The sequence below is a fragment of the Solibacillus sp. FSL W7-1324 genome (assembly GCF_038008025.1).
In the GTDB taxonomy this organism is placed as follows: domain Bacteria; phylum Bacillota; class Bacilli; order Bacillales_A; family Planococcaceae; genus Solibacillus.
This window is the reverse complement of sequence record NZ_JBBOYH010000001.1, coordinates 1,792,183-1,816,848: the sequence shown is the minus strand read 5'-3', so window position 1 is coordinate 1,816,848 and position 24,666 is coordinate 1,792,183. Positions and strand designations below refer to the sequence as shown.

19 protein-coding genes and 1 riboswitch are annotated in these 24,666 nt (G+C 37.3%); of the genes, 15 read left to right on the top strand and 4 right to left on the bottom strand.

All coding sequences use genetic code 11. The annotated features are described in order from the left end of the window. The first annotated feature begins 296 nt into the window (after positions 1–296). The 6 genes from MKY71_RS08770 (at position 297) to MKY71_RS08745 (ending at position 7,881) form a co-directional block, all read left to right on the top strand. Positions 297–3,104, top strand: a complete 2,808-nt coding sequence (locus tag MKY71_RS08770) for a 2-oxoglutarate dehydrogenase E1 component (RefSeq protein WP_340732252.1) — start codon at positions 297–299, stop codon at positions 3,102–3,104. 93 nt (positions 3,105–3,197) lie between these two features. After that, a complete protein-coding gene (odhB, locus tag MKY71_RS08765; RefSeq protein WP_340732251.1) occupies positions 3,198–4,466 on the top strand; it encodes a 2-oxoglutarate dehydrogenase complex dihydrolipoyllysine-residue succinyltransferase in 1,269 nt (422 codons plus the stop codon). 145 nt (positions 4,467–4,611) lie between these two features. Beyond that, positions 4,612–4,799: riboswitch (Lysine riboswitch) on the top strand. A gap of 114 nt (positions 4,800–4,913) precedes the next feature. Further along, positions 4,914–5,750 (top strand): transporter substrate-binding domain-containing protein, encoded by an 837-nt coding sequence (locus MKY71_RS08760; protein ID WP_340732249.1) that lies wholly within the window; start codon positions 4,914–4,916, stop codon positions 5,748–5,750. A 124-nt stretch (positions 5,751–5,874) separates the two neighbouring features. Then, positions 5,875–6,621 carry an amino acid ABC transporter permease gene (locus MKY71_RS08755; RefSeq protein WP_340732248.1) on the top strand — a complete coding sequence of 249 codons (747 nt, stop codon included), beginning with the start codon at positions 5,875–5,877 and terminating at the stop codon, positions 6,619–6,621. A gap of 1 nt (position 6,622) precedes the next feature. After that, positions 6,623–7,357, top strand: a complete 735-nt coding sequence (locus tag MKY71_RS08750; protein WP_339176485.1) for an amino acid ABC transporter ATP-binding protein — start codon at positions 6,623–6,625, stop codon at positions 7,355–7,357. Between the two features lie 326 nt (positions 7,358–7,683). Next, positions 7,684–7,881 (top strand): DUF6501 family protein, encoded by a 198-nt coding sequence (locus MKY71_RS08745; RefSeq protein ID WP_079526794.1) that lies wholly within the window; start codon positions 7,684–7,686, stop codon positions 7,879–7,881. 46 nt (positions 7,882–7,927) lie between these two features. Here MKY71_RS08745 and MKY71_RS08740 read toward each other — a convergent pair whose 3' ends face one another. Together MKY71_RS08740 and MKY71_RS08735 are read right to left on the bottom strand one after the other, a co-directional pair. Next, positions 7,928–9,040 carry a toxic anion resistance protein gene (locus MKY71_RS08740; RefSeq protein WP_340732247.1) on the bottom strand — a complete coding sequence of 371 codons (1,113 nt, stop codon included), beginning with the start codon at positions 9,038–9,040 and terminating at the stop codon, positions 7,928–7,930. A gap of 3 nt (positions 9,041–9,043) precedes the next feature. Continuing rightward, positions 9,044–9,691, bottom strand: coding sequence for a 5-bromo-4-chloroindolyl phosphate hydrolysis family protein (locus tag MKY71_RS08735; protein ID WP_339176482.1), 648 nt, complete (start codon positions 9,689–9,691; stop codon positions 9,044–9,046). A gap of 296 nt (positions 9,692–9,987) precedes the next feature. Here MKY71_RS08735 and MKY71_RS08730 point away from each other — a divergent pair, with 296 nt between their 5' ends. The 4 genes from MKY71_RS08730 (at position 9,988) to MKY71_RS08715 (ending at position 13,991) form a co-directional block, all read left to right on the top strand. Further along, positions 9,988–10,278 (top strand): DUF1033 family protein, encoded by a 291-nt coding sequence (locus tag MKY71_RS08730; protein ID WP_339176481.1) that lies wholly within the window; start codon positions 9,988–9,990, stop codon positions 10,276–10,278. 218 nt (positions 10,279–10,496) lie between these two features. Next, positions 10,497–10,697 (top strand): cold-shock protein, encoded by a 201-nt coding sequence (locus MKY71_RS08725; protein ID WP_079526785.1) that lies wholly within the window; start codon positions 10,497–10,499, stop codon positions 10,695–10,697. Between the two features lie 193 nt (positions 10,698–10,890). Continuing rightward, positions 10,891–12,579 (top strand): hypothetical protein, encoded by a 1,689-nt coding sequence (locus tag MKY71_RS08720; RefSeq protein ID WP_340732246.1) that lies wholly within the window; start codon positions 10,891–10,893, stop codon positions 12,577–12,579. Between the two features lie 134 nt (positions 12,580–12,713). Beyond that, on the top strand, positions 12,714–13,991 hold the full coding sequence (locus MKY71_RS08715; RefSeq protein ID WP_340732245.1) for an IS110 family transposase: 1,278 nt from the start codon (positions 12,714–12,716) through the stop codon (positions 13,989–13,991). A 431-nt stretch (positions 13,992–14,422) separates the two neighbouring features. Here the strand turns inward: MKY71_RS08715 and MKY71_RS08710 are convergent, their stop codons facing one another. Next, a complete protein-coding gene (locus MKY71_RS08710) occupies positions 14,423–16,027 on the bottom strand; it encodes an ABC-F family ATP-binding cassette domain-containing protein (protein ID WP_340732244.1) in 1,605 nt (534 codons plus the stop codon). A gap of 216 nt (positions 16,028–16,243) precedes the next feature. On the opposite strand from MKY71_RS08710, the gene MKY71_RS08705 reads away from it, so the two are divergent. From MKY71_RS08705 to MKY71_RS08695, 3 genes are all read left to right on the top strand, one after another. Continuing rightward, positions 16,244–17,425, top strand: a complete 1,182-nt coding sequence (locus tag MKY71_RS08705) for an MFS transporter (RefSeq protein WP_340732243.1) — start codon at positions 16,244–16,246, stop codon at positions 17,423–17,425. A 742-nt stretch (positions 17,426–18,167) separates the two neighbouring features. Then, positions 18,168–19,931 carry a DNA helicase RecQ gene (recQ, locus tag MKY71_RS08700; protein WP_340732241.1) on the top strand — a complete coding sequence of 588 codons (1,764 nt, stop codon included), beginning with the start codon at positions 18,168–18,170 and terminating at the stop codon, positions 19,929–19,931. A gap of 276 nt (positions 19,932–20,207) precedes the next feature. After that, on the top strand, positions 20,208–21,455 hold the full coding sequence (locus tag MKY71_RS08695) for a helix-turn-helix domain-containing protein (RefSeq protein WP_339199424.1): 1,248 nt from the start codon (positions 20,208–20,210) through the stop codon (positions 21,453–21,455). A 76-nt stretch (positions 21,456–21,531) separates the two neighbouring features. On the opposite strand, the gene msrA is transcribed toward MKY71_RS08695, so the two are convergent. Next, positions 21,532–22,053, bottom strand: coding sequence for a peptide-methionine (S)-S-oxide reductase MsrA (msrA, locus tag MKY71_RS08690; RefSeq protein WP_339199422.1), 522 nt, complete (start codon positions 22,051–22,053; stop codon positions 21,532–21,534). Between the two features lie 272 nt (positions 22,054–22,325). On the opposite strand from msrA, the gene MKY71_RS08685 reads away from it, so the two are divergent. Further along, a complete protein-coding gene (locus MKY71_RS08685) occupies positions 22,326–23,264 on the top strand; it encodes an LCP family protein (RefSeq protein ID WP_340732240.1) in 939 nt (312 codons plus the stop codon). A 93-nt stretch (positions 23,265–23,357) separates the two neighbouring features. Further along, positions 23,358–24,569 (top strand): AI-2E family transporter, encoded by a 1,212-nt coding sequence (locus MKY71_RS08680; RefSeq protein WP_339199416.1) that lies wholly within the window; start codon positions 23,358–23,360, stop codon positions 24,567–24,569. Positions 24,570–24,666 lie beyond the last annotated feature (97 nt).

Here is a 24,666-nt window from a genome sequence, read left to right as displayed (position 1 = left end):
TACTATTTCAATAGTTCACGAAAAAAATTGCTTAATTTGATAAAAAGAGTTGTATTTTTTGTGAAGAGTAGTAAGATTGAGATGGAAAAAATGTTCTTCCGCCGTATATAAATGTGCTTTTAGTCCATGTGGAAGAATGATAAAATATTATTTGCTTTGTTTTGGTAGATAAAAAGAGGGTACTTAATTTATCTACGTACAAAAGAAGGTAATTTTTGTATTGTAATATACAAAATTATACCTTTTTAAGTAAATTATTGGAACAGCCATAAGGCAAAAATTTGGAGGTTATTTTCATGTCGAACAATGTATTACCTGCAGGTTCTCCATGGTCAGCGTTTTCTGGTCCTAACTTAGGTTATGTATTAGAGCAGTATGACTTATTCCTGCAATCTCCTGAAGAAGTAGAACCGGAACTAGTGGAATTATTCCAGGCTTACGGTGGTCCTGTATTTGCAGATGGTCAACAACCGGTTGCAACAGCAGCAGTAACAGGTACTGGAGACTACAAAAAAGTTTTAGCAGCAGTTAAGTTGGCAGAATCAATTCGTGAGTACGGCCATTTAGCAGCAGATTTATACCCATTAAAAAATCGTCAATTAGATACTTCGCGCATTGAAGAAAGCGTATTCAATTTAACAGCATCAGATTTACAGGCTATTCCTGCATCAGTATTTTTCGCTAATGTTCCTGCAGGTGTTACAAACGGTAAGGAAGCAATTGATTATTTAAAATCTGTCTACACTGATAAAATTGGTGTGGAAGTTGCACATTTACAAAATCCGGAAGAACGTGCTTGGATCGAAGCGCAAGTAGAGGGCGGCACATTCAAAAAAACGTTATCTGCTGATGAAAAGAAAGCAGTATTAGAGCGTTTAACACGCATTGAAAACTTTGAAAAATTCATTCATAAAACATTTGTTGGTCAAAAACGTTTCTCTGGAGAAGGTTTAGACACTCAAATCATTTTATTAGATGAAATTATCAAATCAGCTGAAGCGAAAGGTGTAAAAAACGTTCGAATCGGTATGGCACACCGTGGTCGTTTAAACGTATTAACTCACGTATTAAATAAACCATACGATATGATGTTCTCTGACTTCGCCCATGTTTCTAATGACCTATTCTTCCCTGAAGACGGTAAACTAGAAATTACAAAAGGCTGGACTGGCGACGTTAAATATCATATGGGTGCATCTTACACTCATGATTCAGGATTGAACGTTAAATTAGCTTACAACCCATCTCACTTAGAAGTAGGGAATCCGCTTGTAATCGGTTCTGTACGTGCAGCACAAGATGATGTATCAGAACCAGGTGTTGCAAAACATGATCCATCAAATGCATTCGGTATCATTTTACACGGTGACGCGGCATTCGCTGGTCAAGGGATTGTAACTGAAGGCTTCAACTTCTCTCAAACAGCAGGATTCAAAACAGGTGGTACTGTTCAAATTATCGCGAACAACATGATCGGTTTCACAACTGAATTACATGATTCACGTTCATCTAATTATTCATCTGACCCTGCAAAAGGCTATGATATTCCGGTAATCCATGTAAACGCTGACAGCCCTGAAACAGTGGCAGCTGTTGGTCGCTTTGTTGCGGAATACCGTGCGAAGTTCAAAAAGGATATCGTAATCGACTTAATCGGTTACCGCCGTTACGGTCATAACGAAACAGATGATCCGACAGTAACAAACCCTGAAACATATAAATTAGTAGCAAAACATGAACCAATTCGTGCATTATACGGTGCAGAATTAGCAGAAGCAGGTGTTCTGTCTGCTGATGAAGTAAAAGCATTAGATACTTCTATTTATGCGGAAATGCAAGCTGCGTATGATCATGTAAAAGAAATGGCTGAAAAAGACGAGCATGTAACGCCTAACATGCCGGAAGAACTTAAAATCGAATTCCCTGAAATCGATACGAAAGTAGATGCTGAACGTCTTGCTAAAGTAAATGAAGATCTTCTTGTCTTTGCAGATGGTTTTGAACCGCAAAACAAGTTAGGTAAAATTTTAGCTAAACGCCGTGATGCTTTCAAAGATGGCAAAATCGACTGGGGTCATGCTGAAACATTAGCATATGCAACAATCACACAAGATGGCACACCTGTTCGTTTCACTGGTCAGGATGCTCAGCGTGGTACGTTCTCTCAACGTCACTTAGTATTACATGATAAAAACAATGGTTCTGAATTTACACCGTTACACCACATTGAAGGTGCAAAAGCATCATTCTCAGTTTATAACTCACCACTTACAGAAGCAGGTGTAGTAGGTTTCGAATACGGGTATAATTTAGAAAACCAAAATGTATTATCTGTATGGGAAGCACAATTCGGTGACTTTGCAAACATGGCACAAGTAATGTTTGATAACTTCATCTCAAGTGCACGCGCTAAATGGGGTCAAAAATCTGGATTCGTACTTCTTTTACCACATGGTTATGAAGGCCAAGGTCCAGAACACTCATCAAGCCGTATGGAACGATTCCTGCAGTTATCTGCAGAAAATAACTGGTTCGTAGCGAACTGTTCAAATGCAGGCAACTACTACCACTTATTACGCCGTCAAGCTGCATTATTAGGTACTGAAGGTGTACGTCCATTAGTAGTGGTTTCTCCCAAATCACTTTTACGTCACCCACTTGCTGCAGCTACTGCTGAACAGCTTGCAAACGGTCGCTTCCAAGAAGTAATCGAGCAAGAAGGTTTAGGCAAAAACACAGAAGCGGTTGAAAAAGTAGTACTTGGTACTGGTAAAGTAATGATTGATTTAGCTGAACGCGTGAAAGACGGCGAAGGCTTAGATCACTTACACATTGTTCGTGTTGAACAAATTTATCCATTCCCTGCACAACAAGTGAAAGATATTATCGCTCGTTTCCCGAATGTAAAAGAAATCGTTTGGGTACAGGAAGAACCGAAAAACCAAGGTTCATGGACATATGTTCTTGAAACATTATATGATATCGCAGAAGGCAAAAAAGTGCGCTATGTAGGACGTCCTGCAATGAGCTCAACTTCTGAAGGTGATGGCGATTCACATAAAGCAGCACAAGCGAAATTAGTGAACGAAGCACTTGAAAAGTAATAAATGATTTGTTTAAAAAGAGCTGCTTCTATTTAAAATAGAAGTGGCTTGCTATACAATGGATGTGTAGCGTAATTAAAGGAGGATATGAACGTGGCTGAAATTAAAGTCCCTGAATTAGCAGAATCAATTACTGAAGGTACAATTGCCCAGTGGGTGAAAAAAGTTGGAGATCGCGTAGAAAAAGGCGAATTCATCGTTGAGTTAGAAACTGATAAAGTTAATGCTGAAATCATCTCTGAAGAAGCAGGCGTTTTAAAGCAAATTTTAGCTGAAGAAGGCGATACTGTATTAGTAGGACAAGTAATCGCAGTTGTTGAAGCTGGCGAAGGCGCAGCACCTGCACCAGCAGCTAAAGAAGAAGAAGCTCCTAAAGCAGCTCCGGCTCCAGCAAAAGAAGAAGCTCCTAAAGCAGCAGCACCTGCACCAGTTGCTGCCGAAGAAACTTCAAGTGAGCGTGTAATCGCTTCACCGGCAGCTCGTAAATTAGCTCGTGAAAAAGGCATCGACTTAGCAGCAATTTCACCTGTTGATCCACAAGGTCGCGTACGTGTACAAGACGTTGCAGCTCATGGTACAGCACCAGCAGCTCCTGCAGCATCAGCTACTCAAGCACCAGCAGCAGGTAACGGTCCAATGATCTTTACACCAGCAGCTGACACAGACCGTGTAACAGTTGAAAAAATGAGCCGTCGTCGTCAAACAATTGCAAAACGTCTATTAGAAGTTAAGCAATCAACTGCAATGTTAACTACATTCAACGAAATTGATATGACGAACATTATGGCTTTACGTAAACGTAAACAAGATGAGTTCGTGAAAGCTAACGATATTAAATTAGGCTTCATGTCATTCTTCACAAAAGCTGTAGTAGCAGCATTGAAGAAATATCCATATGTAAATGCACAAATTAACGGTGATGAAATTCACTTAAACAACTTCTTCGATATCGGTATTGCCGTATCAACTGAAGAAGGTTTAGTAGTACCAGTTGTTCGTGATGCAAATGCGAAAAACTTTGCTGAAATCGAGAAAAACATTGCAGAGTTAGCTGGAAAAGCACGCGACAAAAAATTAGGCTTAAATGACATGGCTGGCGGATCATTTACTATCACTAACGGTGGTGTATTCGGTTCATTAATGTCAACACCAATCATGAACGGTACTCAAGCTGGTATTTTAGGTATGCACTCAATCGTAAACCGTCCAGTAGCTGTTAATGGTGAAGTTCAAATTCGTCCAATGATGTACGTAGCATTATCTTACGACCACCGTATCATCGATGGTAAAGATTCTGTTGGCTTCCTGAAAACAGTTAAAGAAATGATCGAAAACCCAGAAGATTTATTATTAAATTCTTAATAGTATTTTCTCTACGAATGCGCGATACTTTATGTATTGCGCATTTACTTTTTTTACCTTAAAATTTCAGAAAAATGATTGTTGACGGAAATGTCGCAATAATGTAATATAAAACTTATCAATTTCATATTAAAACCTCACAATCTCGTGAGGTAGAGGCGCGATACTTAACAGTTTTATATGGAGCCATGAGCTGGCTGTGAAATATAAAAGAAGGAAATATCGCCGAAGTGTTGTAAATGCTCAATTTTACAATGCTGGGTCTGCAGTGAACAATTGCAGAACTGTCTCAATCATCTATATCCCTGATGGTTGAGTTGTGCTATCTCAAAATGGGAACTGTAGAGGATTCGGGCTAATTATAATTTAAACGACCTAAAGTTCTTCTTTTAGGTCGTTTTTTGCATATAATGTGTCCGAAATTTAACAAAAGAGGAGAGATTTTCTATGAAAAAGAGACTATTAATTTTACTGACAGCCATGACAATGCTATTGCTGGCTGCATGTGGCTCGAGCGAAGAAGGTACTACAGGCGGTTCTGATTCCGACAAAAAAGTGATTAAAATTGGAATGGAAGCAGCATATGCACCTTTCAACTGGTCACAAAAAGATGATGCCAATGGCGGAGTTCAAATTAAAGGTTCTAAGGAATATGCAGCAGGCTATGACGTTGAAATCGCGAAGAAAATCGCTGAAGGGCTGGACATGGAACTTCAAATTGTTAAGACAGACTGGGATGGCTTAATTCCATCATTACAATCAGGTGCCATTGATCTAGTAATTGCTGGTATGTCACCAATGCCTGAACGTAAGGAAGTAGTTGATTTTACAGAGAACTATTATACAAGTGACTATGTTATCGTTGTAAAAGAAGACGGCCCATATGCTAATGCAACTTCATTATCTGACTTTGCAGGTGCGAAAATTACTGGTCAGCAAGCGACAACACACTATGATGTAATCGATCAAATCGAAGGTGTTCAAAAACAAGTAGCGGCAACTGATTTTGGTGCAATGCGTGTACAATTACAGTCAGGCGCAATTGATGGATATGTTTCAGAACGTCCAGAAGGTATCTCTGCTGAGATGGCACTGAATAACATCAAATACATCGTACCTGAGCCAAACTTCGAAGCAGACGAAGCATCAACAGCTGTAGCAGTAGGTTTGAAAAAGGGTTCTGATTTACGTGAACAAATTAACAAAGTTTTAGCTGAAATTTCGGAAGAAGAGCGTCAACAATTAATGGAAGACGCAATTGCAAATCAACCAGCAGCACAATAATCGTGTTGGATTAACAGTTTTAATGAGGTTGTCTTGCCGGCAGACGGAAGACAACCTTTTTCTATTAAAATGATCATTTCGTACATAAATAATATAAACAAAGATAGAAACGGAGGACAAGGCGATGGCATTTTTAGATTCATCATGGAACTTGTTTACGGACAACTGGGATTTATTTGTACGAGGCGCATGGACAGCACTGCTCTTGGCAATTATCGGGACGATTTGCGGAACGCTGATCGGATTTTTCATAGGGATTATGCATACAATTCCACAACGCAAAAAAAATATTAAATCAGCACTATTGAAGGTCGTTAATTTTATTTTAACGGCATATGTGGAAATTTTTAGAGGAACGCCAATGATGGTACAAGCGATGGTCGTATTTTACGGTCTTGTCTATTTAGGCATCGATATTGACCGCTTTTTAGCAGCTTCTATTGTCATCAGTTTAAACACAGGCGCCTATATGGCCGAATATGTTCGCGGTGGTATTGTATCTATTGATAAAGGACAATTTGAAGCTGCACAGGCGATTGGTATGAATCACCTGCAAACGATGATTCATATTGTGCTGCCGCAAGTAGCGCGCAATATTTTACCTGCAACAGGGAATCAGTTCGTTATGAATATTAAAGATTCATCTGTATTAAGTGTCATTTCGGTAGTGGAGCTGTTCTTTACAGCGAATTCGATCGCAGGCAGTAACTACAAATACATCGAAGCGTTCTTTATCGCGACGGTATTATACTTTATCATGACATTTACTGTAACTCGTTTCTTACTATTATTCGAGAAAAAGATGGATGGCCCGTCTTCATATAAAGTGGAACTTATTACAGGCAACAAGCTAGATAAGGATGGTGAATAAGATGGCAGTTGTAATTGATATTAACCATTTAAATAAAAAATTCGGTGATCACGAAGTTTTAAAAGATGTTAATTTCCAGGTAAACAAAGGGGAAGTCGTAACATTGATCGGCTCTTCCGGTTCAGGGAAATCTACACTGTTACGTTGCATTAATTTACTGGAAACACCAACAGCAGGCGAAATCATCTATAATGGTGAGAATATTTTAAATGACGGTCATCAAATTGAAAAGTACCGTACGCATTTAGGTATGGTATTCCAGCAGTTCAATTTATTCAATAATCTGGATGTGCTAAATAACTGTATTGTTGGTCAAATTAAAGTGTTGAAACGTTCAAAAGAGGAAGCCGAACGAAATGCGATGAAGTATTTGGAGCTTGTCGGCATGAGTGCCTATAAGAATGCGAAACCGAAACATTTATCCGGTGGACAGAAACAACGTGTTGCCATTGCTCGTGCATTAGCAATGGATCCGGATGTAATGCTGTTTGATGAACCGACATCAGCGCTTGACCCTGAAATGGTAGGGGAAGTATTAAAGGTAATGCGCCATCTGGCAGACCAGGGGAATACAATGCTGATTGTTACTCATGAAATGGAGTTCGCCAAAGAAGTATCAGACCGGATTGTATTTATGGATAAAGGGGTTATCGTTGAAGAAGGCCCTCCGGAACAATTGCTCGTAAACCCGAAACACGACCGTACAAAAGAATTCTTGAAACGAACATTACGGTAAAAGCAATAAGCTCGCAGTTAACTGCGAGCTTATTTTCGTGAATTCCATTCGCTTATTATTATAAATACAATTGCAAAAGCAATGGCAATCGCGAAAAACCACATCGGAACACTACCAAATACCATTATTTCCACCTCTGTTTGTGAGTTTAACATGGAAAAGTTGTTCTATCAAATATCTCAAACAGCGATAAATTTAGGAGTTTAACTTGAATGAGTTCATTTAGAAACAAGAAAAGTTGATTTTTACTACAACTCGCTTTCCACTGGCAGGAAAATCATATAAAATAGGAGAGTATCGATAATAGATAAAAGTGAGGGAACAATATGTTACATTTAAATTGGAAAGATGCGCCGACAATTCGCACAGTAAAATGCGTACATACAGATGCATCGAAATATTTAGTATCAAATGTTTTAACAGTAGGTAAAGAGTATGAAGTGAAAAACGAAACAGAAGAGTTCATTTTTGTCATCGACAATACAGGTGAAGTTGGCGGTTTCTACAAAGAATACTTCGCTTAAAATAAAAGGTGTGCGAAAAGTCATTATGGCTTTTTCGCACACCTTTTTATTTTTGCTCTAAGATTGTATGTTCGATTGCGTGACGCTTTTCGTCTGTTTCAACGTGCACCCGTAATGTATCCTCAATATCGTGCAGCAATTGCATTTGGGTCTGTTTAAAGCGGTCAATATCACTATGAGATAATGCTGGTCGGTTTGCCGCTTTTTTGGACACTTCCAGCATTTTGCCGTTCTTACGCATTAATTGTTCCGATGCATCCATCAGACGCTCCTGGGAACGTATTGCTCGACGCTGATTGTTCATATTTAATAACATCGCTATTTGCGACTGCCATAAAGGAATCGTCGTCATAATCGAACTTTGAATTTTTTCGATCAGCATTTGATTTGTTTGTTGAATCATCCGGATTTGCGGGGCATACTGGATTGCCACTTCACGGGACAGTTCCAGGTCATACATACGGCGGTCAATCCATTCGATTTGCATTTCAATATCTTTCAATTCATGCTGTTTAAATGGATTTTGTCCTTCTACAATTTCTTTTTGAAGTGCAGGTAACACAACATCGCGCATATGCTGTTTTTTTATTTCCAGTGTTGCAATATAAACATTAATTTCCTGAAAATAATCTTCATTGATCGCATACAGTTTATTTAAAAACTGATAATCGTTTAATAATGCATTTTGGTTATATTCCAGTTGGATACTTAAGCGGTCAATCCGTTTACTTAACTTATTGTAATGGGTCATAATTTCTTGAATAGACTGTGTGGAACGACTGAACAGTTTAGCAAAAAAACCTTTTTCCTGTTCGATTAAAGCATCCGGGTCAATCATTTCCAAGTGCTGCATCAAATCGGATAATACTTCACCGACTTTCCGTACATCTTTGCGCTGAATATACTGCAGCATCTGGGTCGTGAACTTTTTTAATGCTTCTTGCGCCGGCAAACCAAATGCCAGAACGGTTTCATAATTTTTTGGTTCTAAATTTTGGGCCAGCTGCAATGCCCGTTGTTTCATGTCATTTGATAATGATGCGAAAAGCGGTGAGGCTGCATTGTTTGCAACATTCACCGCAAATTGTTCTTTACTTACTTGCAAGTCAACGTTTTCACTCACTGTAAAGGCATCAAATGGATTATTTGTCATATTCATTTGTTACTCACCGCCGATTTTTAATCGATCTTTACGCTTTTCATTCGACAACTTTGCAAAGTCGAGTTCGATTTTCAAGTTTTCGATATCCGAAGATAAAGCACTTTTCAAATCTGATTCCATCGTAATTTGCAGTTCTTTTAAAGTTCTGCGTGTATCTTCCAATGCTAAATGCACTTCAGTACCAGGCACCTGCTCTTTTGTCAGTAACGTGTATTTATCGGACAGCTGTACGGCTGACGGCAAGTGTGCATAGAAGAAATCTTCCACTGCATAAAACTTGTGTGGATTTGTCTGTACAATATTGATGATGCGTTTTGCCAGTTTTTGCATTTCATTGATTTGCTTGAACGAACGTACCGAACGCACTCGGACATATTGCTGATTTAATGCCTGAATATGTGAACGGGCCTGTTTTAATTGTGCTTCGATTAAATTGTATTCCGATTTGGAAAGCCCAATTTTTTTACTCTGTGTCGTTTTCTGAATAGCGTAAGTTACTTTATTGCTGATGAAATATGCTGCTGCTCCAAGAGGTAATGCCAGCATCGTTGTCATTCCGGTAAAATTAACAAACGTAAGTGTGACTGCTGTGGAAAAAACTAATACATTAATTAGATGCCGTGTTAGAAAATTTATAGGACCAAGCATTTTCATACCTCCTTTACTCGATACTATTGATACGTATGAAACGTAAAAAAGTTTCAATTTTACTTACTATATTGCAGAATAATCAACAGAATTAATTATTACATACCAAATATTTCAACCGAAATTGAAATGGCGGCTTTTTATTAATCGTAACAAGTTTTGGCTCTATTAAAAAGTAAAATGATTTGGAAAGCAGCACAATTATTTTGATTTCCATTCTTCCCCTAATATAATAAGCATTATTAGACATCACAGACAAAAGTGTATAAAATATAGAGAAAGAAAGGATAATGTATATGTATAAAATTATTTATATGAAGGCGGATTATGAGCCTTGGTGGCAATTTGACGGTTGGGAAGAGTATATCGTATCAACAGATCAATATGATACAGAACATCAATTCCAAATGGCATTGAATCATTTGCTTACTCAATTTCGAAACAAATATGAGTTTGAAGCACATAAAAATGAACGATTTTATGCATTTTGGTCTGAGGATGAATGTGAATTTTGTGAAGCGTGTGATGACGATGCCCAAATTTATCACGGTATAATTGTTTTGACACCAGAAGCGATTACACAATAATAACTGCATTTGATTGAAAATTTGCTTAATTTACCAAATGGTAATTGACAGTCATTATTATGATATATATACTATATTTAACAATTGAAAGATTGACCGAATACAATGGCTTCACATATTACAAACAGTAATCGAGTTAGTGGATCGGTACTCTTGTAATATGTGTTTTTTTATTTGGTTTTTTAATTGTTAACTTTTATTTTTGGAGGTATTTATTGATGAAACAAGGTACAGTAAAATGGTTTAACTCAGAAAAAGGTTTTGGCTTCATCGAGGTAGAAGGAGAAAACGATGTATTCGTACACTTTTCTGCAATTCAAGGTGAAGGTTTCAAAACATTGGAAGAAGGACAACAAGTGGAATTCGAAGTTGTAGATGGCAACCGCGGACCACAAGCATCTAATGTAATCAAATTATAATTGTACAAATTCCGAAGCTGCGTATTCATTTACGCGGCTTTTTCTTTTGCATTACAAATATTTACATATAGTGATATAATTTAGGGAAAACTGAAGGAAGGTTGAGATTCCAATACGAAAAGTACATAGTTTAAGTATTAAGAAAAAAAGAATATTAACATGGGGAATTATTATTATTTTAATATTAGCTGGTTTGTTTGCAACGTTTTATGAGAAAAAGCAAAGTAAAGAAACCGATGAACAAGTGAACGTTCTTGCGGAAAGTCAAGATAATAAAAAACCCCTATTCGAGACATATTTAAAAATTAATCAATATGAGAAATTCTACCGAGATGGAAATATACAATCAAAAGAAGCGGTAAAGTCTTCTGCACTAAGTGAAGCGATATCTAAATATGCACTGATCGATTATTTACAGCAGCCAAATACTACGTTAAGTGATGAAAAGCGCCAATTACAGCTGAAAATTTTAGATGAGCAAATTACATATGACATGCAAAATCCACTATTAAAACAATATTTTGAGAAGATGTTCCAAGAGCTTGAAATTAGCAAACAGGACTATATCGAGGAGTATTTACTCGTTAATAAAGAACATGAAATTTTAGAAAGGAATATGTTTGATTCGGGTACAATCTATCCAAAAGGCGACCAGGAAGACTGGTATGCAAAGAAGTTGGGAATATCTTTTGATTATCAGGAATATTTAGCTGTAAGTGAATTTATTCATATTGATTCTACTGGGACAGATTTAGATTTGCCTTTTACAGTTTCTACTTATTATCTTGATTTCGCTAAAAATCAGGCTGGAGAAATTATTCTCGCTTCAGAAGATTTTAACCGGCATCGGTTAACAGAAGAACAAACCCGTTTGATTTACCTGATAGAAAAAAAGAACAACTTTCAGGAAATGGCAAGGTATAATTTCAAACAATATCAAAATGCAATTGAGCAAGAAGCAGCTGCAGGAAATGAAAATCCGGCAGTTGTGAATGATTTGCTGAAATTCTTTGAAATCGCGGAGCGGAGCATAGATTGGGAACTAGGGGGAGAGTTACATTATCAGTATAATGAAATACCTTCATTTGATCCCAGCAAGCTGCGGAAGCATAAGGGTATTACATTACAGTTGTTTGAATATGAAAATTATCACTTGGATGAAAATATTCCTAATAAATCGTTTGCTTATCGAATGGCAAATGAAGAAGTAGGGGAGATCTATGGATTATTTAATTATTTGAAGCAGGATTTCGATATAGAAATAGATGAAACAGCACGTATTAAAGCACGTGAACAGCTTGATAAGTCTCTAACAGAGCAAATGGAAAATCCTTATTTTAAAAAATATATGGATGATCTACTGAAGAATTTGGATATTTCATTATCTGCATATATCGATGATTATTTGTTAGTGAAGGAAGAGTATAAATTACTTTTAAAACGAATGAAGGAACAAAATATCGGGCTTGATACAAATCGTCGGTATAATAAAGGCTGGACCGAAGCGCGTTACCGAATGGCTGCAAACTTCACATGGGAATATAAATTTGACAAAATGTGGTCGATGAATGATGGGGAAATTGTTGAGGCACTGGTGCCGCAACCTGAATTATCATTTTCCTTACCGGATTATGCACCACAAATCGGTAGAAATACTAAAGGACAATATGTTTTCACTGAGGATTACCCGCTTACGATCTATTTGTCGGATGAACAGCAAATATTCTTTGATCTGCTTGTGCAAACGTTTGATTTACCGGTCCTTTCCCGTTATTCCATTACACAATATATAGAAAAACTGGATCAATTAAAGGCTGATGAAAAAAAGAAAAAGCAATTGCATGAACTACTCGACATTTATAAAAATACGATTACCGAATAACGTTCAAAATAAAAAGAAGGAGCATTCCTGTTAGAAGGATTTTCGGGGACTTGAAAACAAAAAAGCCCTCCTGTATGATGCTTGAGTGTCAACCGGAAAATTGACTCGCACATCCACAGAGAGGACTTACAACAATGAATTTTAATACGAATGAAAAAATTAATCAAGTTTCTGAAAATACACTAGTAATCGGTATCGATATTGCGAAGCACAAACATTTTGCTTGCGCTATTGATGATCGAGGCCGAGTGCTCCAAAAATCATTTCCTATTACACAGTCACGCATTGGATTTGAAGGCTTTTATGAGCGCTTACTCGCTCTAAAAACCACTCATGAAAAACAGGAAATCCTCGTTGGTTTTGAGCCAACAGGACACTACTGGATGAACTTGGCGGCGTTTCTGACAAGCTACGGAATACCATTCGTGATGGTCAATCCAATGCACGTCAATCGTTCCAAGGAATTGGACGACAATCTTCAAACGAAAAATGACCAAAAAGACGCACTTGTCATTGCTCGCCTCATGCGAGATGGTCGCTTCAGCTATCCACGACATCTCGAAGGTATCGAAGCGGAGTTACGAAATGGTGCGACATTACGTTCAAAGATTCAAGAAGACTTAAATGCCCTACAAAATCGCATGATTCGTTGGCTGGATCGCTTTTTTCCTGAATTCACACAAGTGTTTAAAAGCTTTGGGAAAATGGCGTATGCGGTACTTGAAAAAACACCATTACCAACAGATATTGTAGGCAAATCACCAGAAGAGTTACTATTTTTATATCGCCAGGTAGACGGTCTGAAAAGCCCACAGCTACCAAAGGCAAAACAATTAGTCGAGGTAGCAGAAAGCTCAATCGGACTGACAGAAGGTATAGTGATGGCCAAATTCGAAATCGCCACGCTTCTTTCCCAGCACAAATTGATGCAAGCACAACTAGACGACTTAACAAGTCAACTCGCAGAGTTAGCCAAACAAATGACGGATTATGACTATTTAGCATCGGTACCTGGAATCGGGGATGTCACGATTGTCGATTTACTATCAGAGATTGGTTCTTTAACGCAATATACACATCCACGCCAATTAATTAAACTAGCGGGACTCACATTGCGTGAAAACTCTTCCGGTCAGCAAAAAGGACAAAAACGGATTTCTAAACGAGGTAGAAGAAAACTTCGCGCCCTCCTCTTCCGAGTCATGATGCCTTTAATCTTGCATAATCCAGCATTCAAACAATTACATGAATACTACACAACACGTACAGTCAATCCGCTTCGAAAAAAGCAGTCCATCGTCGTGTTATGTGGGAAGTTACTGAAGATTTTACATGCCTTATGTAAAAAGAAAACCATGTTTAATGAACAACAAATGATGAACGATTTTGCCAGTCTCCAAACAGCTGCTTAAGCGTACTTCATCAAAAGTTTAACCAAGAGGATGACACGGAGAAGCCGGCATTATTTACCCCATCCGACCGTGATTAATTAAACGAGTCCCTAAAGGAGCATCGCCAGCCTCTGCCTTATGAATAGACCGAACGAAGGAATGTACGCGCAATCAGACGCCTAGAGACATGGGAGGGTCCGTCATCATAAGCTACGCAGAGATCCAAAAGTGCATCAATATACAGCACAGGATCAGGAGGAACATTACCAATTAATGGTTCATCTTTTAGCGAAGCTTTCAGATATATTGTTAAAAAAATCAATAATTACAAAATAAAGATAGATGTACGTGTCGGGAGAATATTTTTTTGACACTCTAAAATGGCGTGAGCCATTGATACATCAACATTTATAGAGGGAGGGCAGAATAACTGCCTCCTTCTTTTTCGTTTATTAGCTTAAACCTTGTGCATCTTTCCACTCTAGATACTCATCATATGTTAATGGTTTATCTAAAATAGAACCGTCTTCACGGATTTCGATTACGCGGTTTGCGATTGTTTGAATGAATTGGTGGTCATGTGATGTAAAGATCATCGCACCTTTGAAGCGGATTAAGCCTTCATTCAATGCTTGGATTGACTCAAGGTCTAAGTGGTTTGTTGGCTCATCCAATAATAATACGTTCGAGTTTGAAAGCATCATTTTAGAAAGCATACAGCGCACTTTTTCACCACCGGATAATACTGCCGGAGATTTCTTCACTTCTTCACCAGAGAATAACATACGGCCTAGGAAACCACGTAGGAAGCTTTCTGTTTCATCTTCAGGAGAATACGGACGTAACCAGTCAACAAGGGTTTTTTCGTTACCGCCGAAGTATTGGTCATGATCCATTTCGAAATAGCTTTGAGATGTTGTAACACCCCATTTGTACGTGCCGGCATCAGCCTTTTGACGATCCATTAAAATGTCCATTAATGCAGATTTTGCATTTGGAGAACCTAAAAGGATAATTTTGTCTTCTTTGTTCATAGAGAAGCGCATATCTTTGAATAAAATTTCGCCATCTTGTGAAGCTGTTAACCCATCAACTGTTAATACGTCATTACCGATTTCACGGCCGATTTGGAAGTTGATGAATGGATATTTACGGCTAGATGGTTGAATGTCATCCAGCTCGATTTTATCAAGCATTTTTTTACGAGAAGTTGCTTGAGAAGATTTCGACGCGTTTGCAGAGAAACGAGCAATGAAGTCTTTTAATTCTTTAATTTTTTCTTCTTTTTTCGCATTTTGGTCAGCCATTAACTTTTGAGCTAATTGTGAAGACTCATACCAGAAATCGTAGTTACCTACATAAAGTTTGATTTTACCGAAGTCTAAGTCTGCGATATGTGTACATACTTTATTTAAGAAGTGACGGTCATGGGATACAACGATTACTGTGTTTTCAAAATTAATTAAGAACTCTTCCAACCATTTAATCGCTTTTAAGTCCAAGTGGTTGGTAGGCTCATCCAGTAGTAATACGTCCGGCTTACCGAATAAAGCTTGCGCAAGTAATACTTTTACTTTGTCTGAACCTTCCAAGTCAGCCATCATCATGTAGTGCATGTCATCGCCGATACCTAGTCCGTTTAAAAGAGTGGCAGCATCAGATTCTGCTTCCCAACCGTTCATGTCAGCGAATTCGCCTTCAAGCTCAGCAGCACGCATACCATCTTCGTCTGTCATTTCAGGTTTCATGTAGATTGCATCTTTTTCAGCTTTTACTTCCCAAAGACGTTTGTTACCCATTACAACTGTATCCAATACGTTGAATTCATCGTATTCGAAGTGGTTTTGCTTTAATACTGAAAGACGCTCATCTTTACCCATTGATACGTGGCCTTCTTGTGCCTCGATGTCACCAGATAAGATTTTTAAGAATGTCGATTTACCAGCACCGTTTGCTCCGATTAGACCATAACAGTTACCTGGAGTGAATTTAATATTTACATCGTCAAATAATTTACGGTCACCATAACGTAGACCTACACCTGATACTTGAATCATGCAAGTACCTCCTTGAATTGTTTCTTTGTATTTTCGATTGCTTAAAAAAGAGAATTCTCTTTTGCACACAATGTTTCTATTATAGCATGTCTTATTCTTAAATTAAATAACAGCGCATCGGAAATAAACGAATCTTATAAAGCAAAATCATTTAATGGTCATACATTTTCATCCGTTTTACGATGGAGTTATTAAAAGAGAAACGAGGAACGAAATATGAAGCAATTATCAAAAGGAAAATCTGTTTTCATTATTTTTTCGATTATACTTGTTTCCATCAATCTGCGTCCGGCTATTACGTCTGTCGGTCCAATTCTATCGACAATAAGGGAAGCTTTACAAGTTTCGAGTACCCATATGAGTTTACTGACCTCAATCCCGGTATTTTGTATGGGCCTGTTTGCTCCTTTGGCAGTACCGATACAAAAAAAGTACGGGTATCGCTGGTCGGTCACCATTTTAATCGCCTTGATCGGTCTTGCTACGGCGGCAAGAATTGTATTTTCGAATTATGGTGCACTCATTATAACGAGTTTCTTGGCAGGATTTGCGATTGCGATCATCAGTCCGATTATTAATGCCTATATAAAAGAAATGTTTCCGACAAAAATGGAACCGGTCATTGGTGTCTATTCCTTTGCGATGGGGTTCGGGGCTACATTAAGTGCCGGTTTCACGGCTATTATATATAAGACATTCGACGGAAATTGGTCACTTGCATTAGGAATATGGGGTGTATTGGCCATTATCGCGCTGATCAGCTGGTTTACTGTCGTGAAGGATTCAGGTGGTACATCTAGTATTAGTTCTCAGACCGTGGAGAGGCGAAATCCATGGAAAAATAAAGTAGCCTGGTCGATTCTTTTATTTTTCGGTTTCCAAACGTCACTGTTTTTCAGTTTGACGACATGGCTCACTTCCGTAGCGCTGGAACAGGGGATGGCCTTGTTAACGGCTGGTTCTGTCTTAACATTGATGACCATCGTACAGCTGGCAGGGAATTTACTGATTCCGTCTTTCATTAATCGTTACCCCAACCGAATCATATGGCTGCATAGTTTAATTATGGTGGGGCTATTCGGTTCGGCTGTATTTTTTATCAATGAAGTTTGGGCAATTTGGGTGAGCGCGGTAGTTTTCGGTTTTGTACTTAGCGGATTATTCCCGATCGGGTTAATGCTTCCTTTGGATGAAGCAAAAAATAAAGCCGAAGCAAATGAATGGAGCTCCATGGTATTGTCGGGCGGTTTTATGATGAGTGCGATTGTTCCACTTATCATCGGCATTGTGTATGATGTGACCGGTACGCATTATGTTACGAAGTGGATTATCGTCATATTATTCGCTTTTATGTCACTTTCGATTATCGTAATGCAAAGGCAAAAGAAATCAGTATAATGGAGGAGTGTCTGAATCGTTCAGTCACTTCTTTTTTTGATGAAGGGGGGTTTAGTTTACATAATCACATTATAGTTAACTAAATTGATGTTTGACGTTTTATTAGAAAATCGGAGGGGCATATTAGAAGAAGCCAGGATGATATTTGAACATTTTGACTCGATAATAGAAAATATCGTGCAGATCAATGCACTTGGCTGATGATTTAATAGGGAAGTACTTACTTTGGATTTTATTAGAACAATTCAGTGCTTTATTAGAAGATGGGGGAGTGAAATTAGAAGATCCCACTACATTATTAGAACATTCAGTCTATTTATTTGAATAACACGTTGATTTATTAGAACATCCGACTTTTATTAGAACAAATAAATTTATATTAGAACTTTTAGAATTTTATTAGAAAACACTCTACAGAATCGCAGCCTAATTGGAACAGTTATACAACCCCTTTTTAAAACTATACATATTATCCGACACTATATATTAGAAATTTATATAGTAAAATAAGCCACTAAGAAATAAACCAAATCATAAAATAATGCAAATAAATTGTTTCTAGATATAGAAAGGGTTCTATTTTTATATGTCGAAACTATTTGAAAAAGGGGACATATCATTGAAAATCTATTCAATGTATTAGAGTAAATAATTCAATAACTATATTATGTAAACTAAACTCCCTTTTACGAACTTTTATTTGCATGTATAATAGAGAAATTGAAGTTATTTAGGAGGGATTATGATTTCACTAGCATTACAACATTTAAAAACAAACTTTGGTTATGACTCTTTCCGTCCTGGTCAAACCCAAATTATCGATAATGTGTTAAATAACCAAGATACCCTTGTTATTATGCCGACAGGTGGAGGGAAATCCCTTTGCTATCAAATTCCAGCTTTATGTATGGAAGGTACGACACTTGTTATTTCACCATTGATTTCGCTAATGAAAGACCAGGTAGACATGCTTGTGTCGAGCGGAATTTCAGCTGCTTACATTAACAGTTCACTTAGTTATGAAGAAGTACAAGACGTTATGTATGGTGTACAAAGCGGTAAAATCAAATTGCTTTACATTGCTCCGGAAAGACTTGAAAATGAGCGATTTTGTATGGAACTTTCTCAAATAAATGTGCCGTTATTAGCTATTGATGAAGCACATTGTATTTCACAGTGGGGGCATGATTTCCGTCCAAGTTACCGGTCTATCCAGCAACTGTTGCATTTATGGAAAAAGAAACCGACTGTTATTGCATTGACAGCCACTGCTACTGAAGAGGTAAGTGCAGATATCCAACAGCTTCTTTCCATTGAAAAAGAAAATACTTTTATAACCGGTTTTGCACGTGAAAATTTAACGTTTTCGGTGCTCCTTGGGGAAAACAAAGAAGCCTATATAAAGAAATATGTAAAAGCAAATGAAAATGAAGCAGGCATTATTTATGCAGCTACTCGAAAATCCGTCGAAGCGGTCTATGAGATGCTTAACAAAGCGGGTTTTGCCGTAGCGAAATATCATGGTGGTATGTTTGAAGAAGACCGTACATATGAACAAAATCGCTTTTTAAATGATGAAGTTCAAATAATGGTCGCAACAAATGCTTTTGGTATGGGAATAAATAAGACCAATGTACGCTATGTGCTGCATTACAACATGCCACGCAATATGGAGAGTTATTATCAGGAGGCAGGACGTGCTGGACGTGATGGACTGGATAGTGAATGTATATTACTATACAGCTCTTCCGACGAACAAACACAGCGTTTTTTAATCGATCAGGCACAAGATCGTTCTCGAATTCCATTTGAACTGCAAAAGCTGCATGCGATGATTGATTACTGTCATACAGAGCGCTGTCTTCAAAGTTATATTATCGAGTATTTTGGTGATGAGGCAGGTCAAGATTGCGGGAAATGTGCGAATTGTACAGATGATCGTCCTCAGCTGGATGTAACGACTGATGCACAGAAAGTATTGTCATGTATCGTACGAATGGGCCAGAAATTTGGGAAACAATTAACTGCTTCGGTATTGGCTGGGTCACGCAGTAAAAAAGTGCTTGAATTCAATTTCCAAAAGCTGCCCACTTACGGTATTTTACGTGCTATGAATGCGAAAGAAATTGCCAGCTTCATCGAGTTTTTAATTTCTGAAAAGCTGATCGTCGTAAATAATGGCCAGTTCCCGACGTTATCCATTTCCGATGAAGGAAAAGAAGTGCTGCTTGGTCAAAAAAAGGTATTGCGTAAAGAAGCACGTATTATTGAATCGACAGTAGAGCCAAATGATCCTCTATTTGAAATTCTTCGTAAAATACGCAAAGAAATTGCTGATCGGGAAAAAGTTCCGCCTTTTGTTGTTTTCTCCGATAAATCGTTAAAGGATATGTGTGTTCGTAAACCTAAAAACAGTACACAATTTTTAGAAGTTAGCGGTGTAGGGGAGAGCAAATTGGAGAAATACGGTAAAACATTTATTGAGGCGATTATTGCTAACACTTAATAGAATGTTAAATAATTACAGTATTAACAATAGCTCAAAATTAAACTTTTCATAAAAAAAATCCAGTATGTTCTAAAAAAATACTTTCAGTGATTAATTTCAATTTACTCATTGAATTTGCTATCTCACTATACTAAAGGAATGTATTGCCATGTGCAGTACATTCTTTTTTGACTATTTTACGGTTTAAATCATTAAACTTTAAGTTAAGATATTGTAAAAATTCTGTATTCATAGTTTAATAAGAATATTCAGTTAAGAAGTGTAGGTGAAATATTGAATATACTAGGAGAACGCATAAAAAAGCTGAGAAAACAGAAAAAATTAACTCAGACCGAGTTAGTAGGGGAACGTTTAACGAAAGGTATGCTAAGTTTAATCGAGAATGGTAAAGCTCAGCCTTCAATGGAAAGTCTACGTTTTATTGCGAAAAGATTAAATGTCGATGTCGATTATCTACTCGATGACGGGACACTGACAATGCTCAGAAACTTGTATACAGCAATCGAAGAAGATGTAGAGCGTAGAAAGCTCATCCGCGACCCTGAAGAACTCCAATCACTTACGATTAAAATAATCGAAAAAATCGAACCTTATTTACCGGAAATACAAGGCACAAACTATGAACAAATTCGCTTAAGAGAAGTTTATTTCTTAATGAATCGTACGATCAATAAAGCGAAATCCCTCGACGAATATTGGAAGTTTATCGATCAATATGAGGAAATTCATGCGTATAGCCGAATGCTTCGCTGTTATTTTTATTTATGCCAGGCTGCAATCGATCAGCGCAATTACAGTGAAACATTAGCTATATTAAAGCAAGGGGAAAAACGGATCGAACCATATGAATTGATGATGGATCCGATGGTCATCCTTGATCTGTATTACAATTTAACGATTTCCTACTCGGCAGCTGATGATGTTAAAATGTCGGATCATTATTTACAAAAGGCATTGGAAATGGCAAAAAAGAAGCAAATATTTTATCGGATGGACCGCTTTTATCATTTGTTGTTTATTCAATCCATTGCGAATGAGAATATTAACAAAAGTAAAGAGTACATAGAAAAATTAATGCTTTTATCTGAGTTTGCTGATGATCCGGCAATTTCGGTCAGGTATTTATACAGTAAACTGCACTATATGAACATTGTTGAAAAGAAATATGCCCAAATCGTACCGGAAATCGAGCATTACAAAACAAAACTGCAGGATTATTTATTTTTGTTTAAAAACCCAATCTTCGTCGGTGAAGAAATGTATGCGGAATTTAAATTACAAAACTACTCGAAAGCACTCCAAATCGGTGCTGCTTTAACCATTCCTGACTATTTACACCATCCCATTGATTTAGCTAAATATTATCAGTTCTTTGCTGTACGGGCATTAGCTTCGTATTATGAAAAAGATGCAGTTGCCGCAAAGCGTGATATCATCTTCGCAAAAAATGGCGTAGAGGACTTTCCCGAGACGATTTATAAAAAATTCATTTACAAAGCTTTCAATGAAATCTTCATTTAGTCTAGTTCATAATTTTACGAAAAAAGGAACGTACCGCTCGAAATATCGAATGGTACGTTCCTTTTATGCAGAAAGATTAACTTTCTTTCCAGTGGGTGTCAATAAACTCATCACGACCGGATTTGTCACGGTCTTCCTTATAATGTGCTTCTTCTTTTTTATAATAATCCTGATGATAATCTTCTGCTGGCCAAAAAGTTTCTGCCGGTTTAATTTCAGTTACTATCGGCTTTTTGAATCGGCCGCTTTCCGCCAGGTTTTTCTTCGACTGCAATGCAGCCGCATATTGTTCTTCGTTATGCGTAAAAATCACGGTCTTATAAGATTCGCCGCGATCGTGGAACTGACCACCAGCATCTGTTGGATCAATTTGCATCCAATATATATCCAATAGCTTTTCATAGCTGAAAATCTCTGGGTTAAATTCAATTTCCACTGCTTCCACATGACCAGAGTCTCCACGTTTTACATCTTCATATGTAGGGTTTTCCACATGGCCGCCTGTATAACCGCTTGTTACTTTTTCGATGCCTTCCCATTGATCGAAAGGTTTGACCATACACCAAAAACAACCACCTGCAAATGTTGCCTTTTCCATTTCATATCACTCCTTATAAACCAGTAAACCAACACTTTACTTCAATAAAGTAAATATGATGTATTCTAACATGGATAAGAATGACATTCAATTTATTAAACTTTTAATAGCATATAATAGTAAGCTTCGTAATAAAAATAAAGAAAAAAGATATGCGGACATATCATTAGTTAGGAAGAAAATGTGCATAAAATGGTATACTATAAGTAATTTGCAACTAAATTTAATGTAAATCGTCTAAACTTCACAGAAATAGAAAGGAAGTTGTAGGAATGGAAGAACAGACACGTCAAACCCGCTATCAAAAGAAAAAAATGCGTAAAGGCCGGGTAATATTCGTAGTCATTTTTCTTTTGCTTTTAAGTGTAATTGGATATGGATATGTCCAGTTTAATAAAGGGAAGGAAATGGCAAGTGACAATAAAATTGTAGTAGAAGACTTTGAACCAGATGATAATCATCCGACTATAGAAAATTATTTAATTTTAGGTGTTGATACTCGAGGCGAGGAAAAATCGCGTTCCGATACGATGATGGTGCTTTCATGGAACCGAAAAACGAATGATATGAAGCTTGTATCCTTTATGCGTGATATTTATGCGGACATACCTGGTTATCAATCCTATAAACTGAATACGGCCTATTATTTAGGTGGGGTACCGTTACTTCAGGAAACGTTAAATAATATGTTCGATATCCCGATCCATCATTATGCCATGATTGATTTTAAAAGCTTTGAAACATTGATCGATATTTTGGCTCCAAACGGTATTGAAATGGATGTCGAGAAAGATATGAGCGGATTAATCTATGTGGAAATTAAAAAAGGCCTTCAAAACCTGAACGGTAAAGAACTGCTCGGCTATGCCCGTTTCCGTAGCGATGCTGAAGGGGATTTCGGACGTGTAGCGCGTCAGCAGAAGGTTATTGAAGCATTAAAAGATCAGTTATTTTCACCAAAGAATATTGCAAACATCCCTAAATTTATTGGTGCGACTCAAGGATATATCACGACAGACTTAACGAGCAAAGACCAACTGACAACTGCATTAAAAGCAGTATCAGGTGGGGAAATCAATGTTGAAAAAATGACAATTCCAGCTGAAGGAACGTATAAAATTAATAAGTACCGACATGCAGGGGAAGTACTGGAAATAGATCTGGAGAAAAATTCTCAAATTTTGCATGATTTTTTAAATTTAAACGAGTAAGCATTATATGTATGAAGGTTTTTCATGATAAAATAAGTTATAAATTAAATATTGTTGAAATATTGAGGTGGTCTTTTGCAGAGAAAGAATGAAATGAATAAAGTAAATTCATTACCCCAGGAAACGTCTAAATTTTTCTCTTCTAAATTTATTCGATTTTTAGGTGGTAAAAATTTATTATTCTTATTAGTGATCATCTTATTAGTTGGCTGTACGGTATTCGTATACGATAAAATTTCTTTTATATTCGAACCGTTACATGTATTATTCGAAGTCATCATATTACCCGGGGTATTAGGAGTCATCTTGTTTTACTTATTACGCCCTCCATTGAAGCTTCTAGTAAGATGGAAAGTGCCGCGCGCATTGGCGATTCTGATTTTGTATATAGTAGTAATCGCATTGATCACTTTACTGGTCTTACTTGTTTTCCCGTTTTTACGTGATCAGTTTACAAACTTAGTACAAGAATTCCCTGTAGTTTTAATGGCACTCGCGAATGATTTATTGGCATTTTTAAATAACTCTCATTTCAGCGAGTATTTTGAAAAAATCAACTTTGACTACAATCAGATCTTAACGGATTTTACAGACAGCTTTATAACGACGGTCAAGGTAACTTTAGGCAGTTTAGCTACTGGTGTGGCTAGTGGAATAACAGGTTTCCTATCAACCGTTACAGGTATCATTTTATCGCTTGTCATTGTACCGTTTATTACATTTTACTTATTATACGAAGGCGATAAAATGCCGCGCTTCATTTTATTCCTATTCCCGCCACGCATGCGTAAGCAAATCGGAGAAGTGCTGCATGATATGGACAAGCAAATCAGCTCCTACATACAAGGCCAGATTTTAGTATCGTTTTGTATTGGTGTTATGATGACAATCGGCTTTTTAATTATCGGAATGCCTTATGCTCTATTGCTTGGCTTCCTGGCGATGATTACAAGTGTTGTTCCATATTTGGGACCAGCCATTGCAGCAACACCTGCCGCAATTATTGCGATTGTGAATTCACCTTGGCTGTTAGTAAAGTTAGCAATTGTATGGACAATTGTACAATTAATCGAAGGGAAGTTTATTTCCCCGCAGATTATGGGTAAATCATTAAGTATCCATCCTATTACGATTATTTTTGTATTATTAACAGCTGGCTCTTTATTTGGAGTTCCAGGTGTCGTGCTAGGTATTCCTGGTTATGCTTTAATTAAAGTTCTCATTTCACATACGTATCGACTCTTTAAACAACGCTACAATCGTTTCCAATCAGACGAGACGAATCTGTATGAAGAATTGAAATAAGAAAAACAGGAAATTGTAAAGATGGGGTATGTTAAAAGAAAAACTTTTAACATGCTCCCTTTTTTAAAATCGATCATCAATTACATATTTAACTGGA

Coding starts and splice junctions, on each gene's coding strand:
- MKY71_RS08745 (WP_079526794.1), top strand. CDS start 7,684: ATGTTACATTTAAATTGGAAAGATGCGCCGACAATTCGCACAGTAAAA.
- MKY71_RS08730 (WP_339176481.1), top strand. CDS start 9,988: ATGTATAAAATTATTTATATGAAGGCGGATTATGAGCCTTGGTGGCAA.
- MKY71_RS08770 (WP_340732252.1), top strand. CDS start 297: ATGTCGAACAATGTATTACCTGCAGGTTCTCCATGGTCAGCGTTTTCT.
- MKY71_RS08735 (WP_339176482.1), bottom strand. CDS start 9,691: ATGCTTGGTCCTATAAATTTTCTAACACGGCATCTAATTAATGTATTA.
- MKY71_RS08740 (WP_340732247.1), bottom strand. CDS start 9,040: ATGAATATGACAAATAATCCATTTGATGCCTTTACAGTGAGTGAAAAC.
- MKY71_RS08715 (WP_340732245.1), top strand. CDS start 12,714: ATGAATTTTAATACGAATGAAAAAATTAATCAAGTTTCTGAAAATACA.
- MKY71_RS08685 (WP_340732240.1), top strand. CDS start 22,326: ATGGAAGAACAGACACGTCAAACCCGCTATCAAAAGAAAAAAATGCGT.
- MKY71_RS08725 (WP_079526785.1), top strand. CDS start 10,497: ATGAAACAAGGTACAGTAAAATGGTTTAACTCAGAAAAAGGTTTTGGC.
- msrA (WP_339199422.1), bottom strand. CDS start 22,053: ATGGAAAAGGCAACATTTGCAGGTGGTTGTTTTTGGTGTATGGTCAAA.
- MKY71_RS08705 (WP_340732243.1), top strand. CDS start 16,244: ATGAAGCAATTATCAAAAGGAAAATCTGTTTTCATTATTTTTTCGATT.
- MKY71_RS08680 (WP_339199416.1), top strand. CDS start 23,358: ATGAATAAAGTAAATTCATTACCCCAGGAAACGTCTAAATTTTTCTCT.
- MKY71_RS08710 (WP_340732244.1), bottom strand. CDS start 16,027: ATGATTCAAGTATCAGGTGTAGGTCTACGTTATGGTGACCGTAAATTA.
- MKY71_RS08750 (WP_339176485.1), top strand. CDS start 6,623: ATGGCAGTTGTAATTGATATTAACCATTTAAATAAAAAATTCGGTGAT.
- recQ (WP_340732241.1), top strand. CDS start 18,168: ATGATTTCACTAGCATTACAACATTTAAAAACAAACTTTGGTTATGAC.
- MKY71_RS08755 (WP_340732248.1), top strand. CDS start 5,875: ATGGCATTTTTAGATTCATCATGGAACTTGTTTACGGACAACTGGGAT.
- MKY71_RS08760 (WP_340732249.1), top strand. CDS start 4,914: ATGAAAAAGAGACTATTAATTTTACTGACAGCCATGACAATGCTATTG.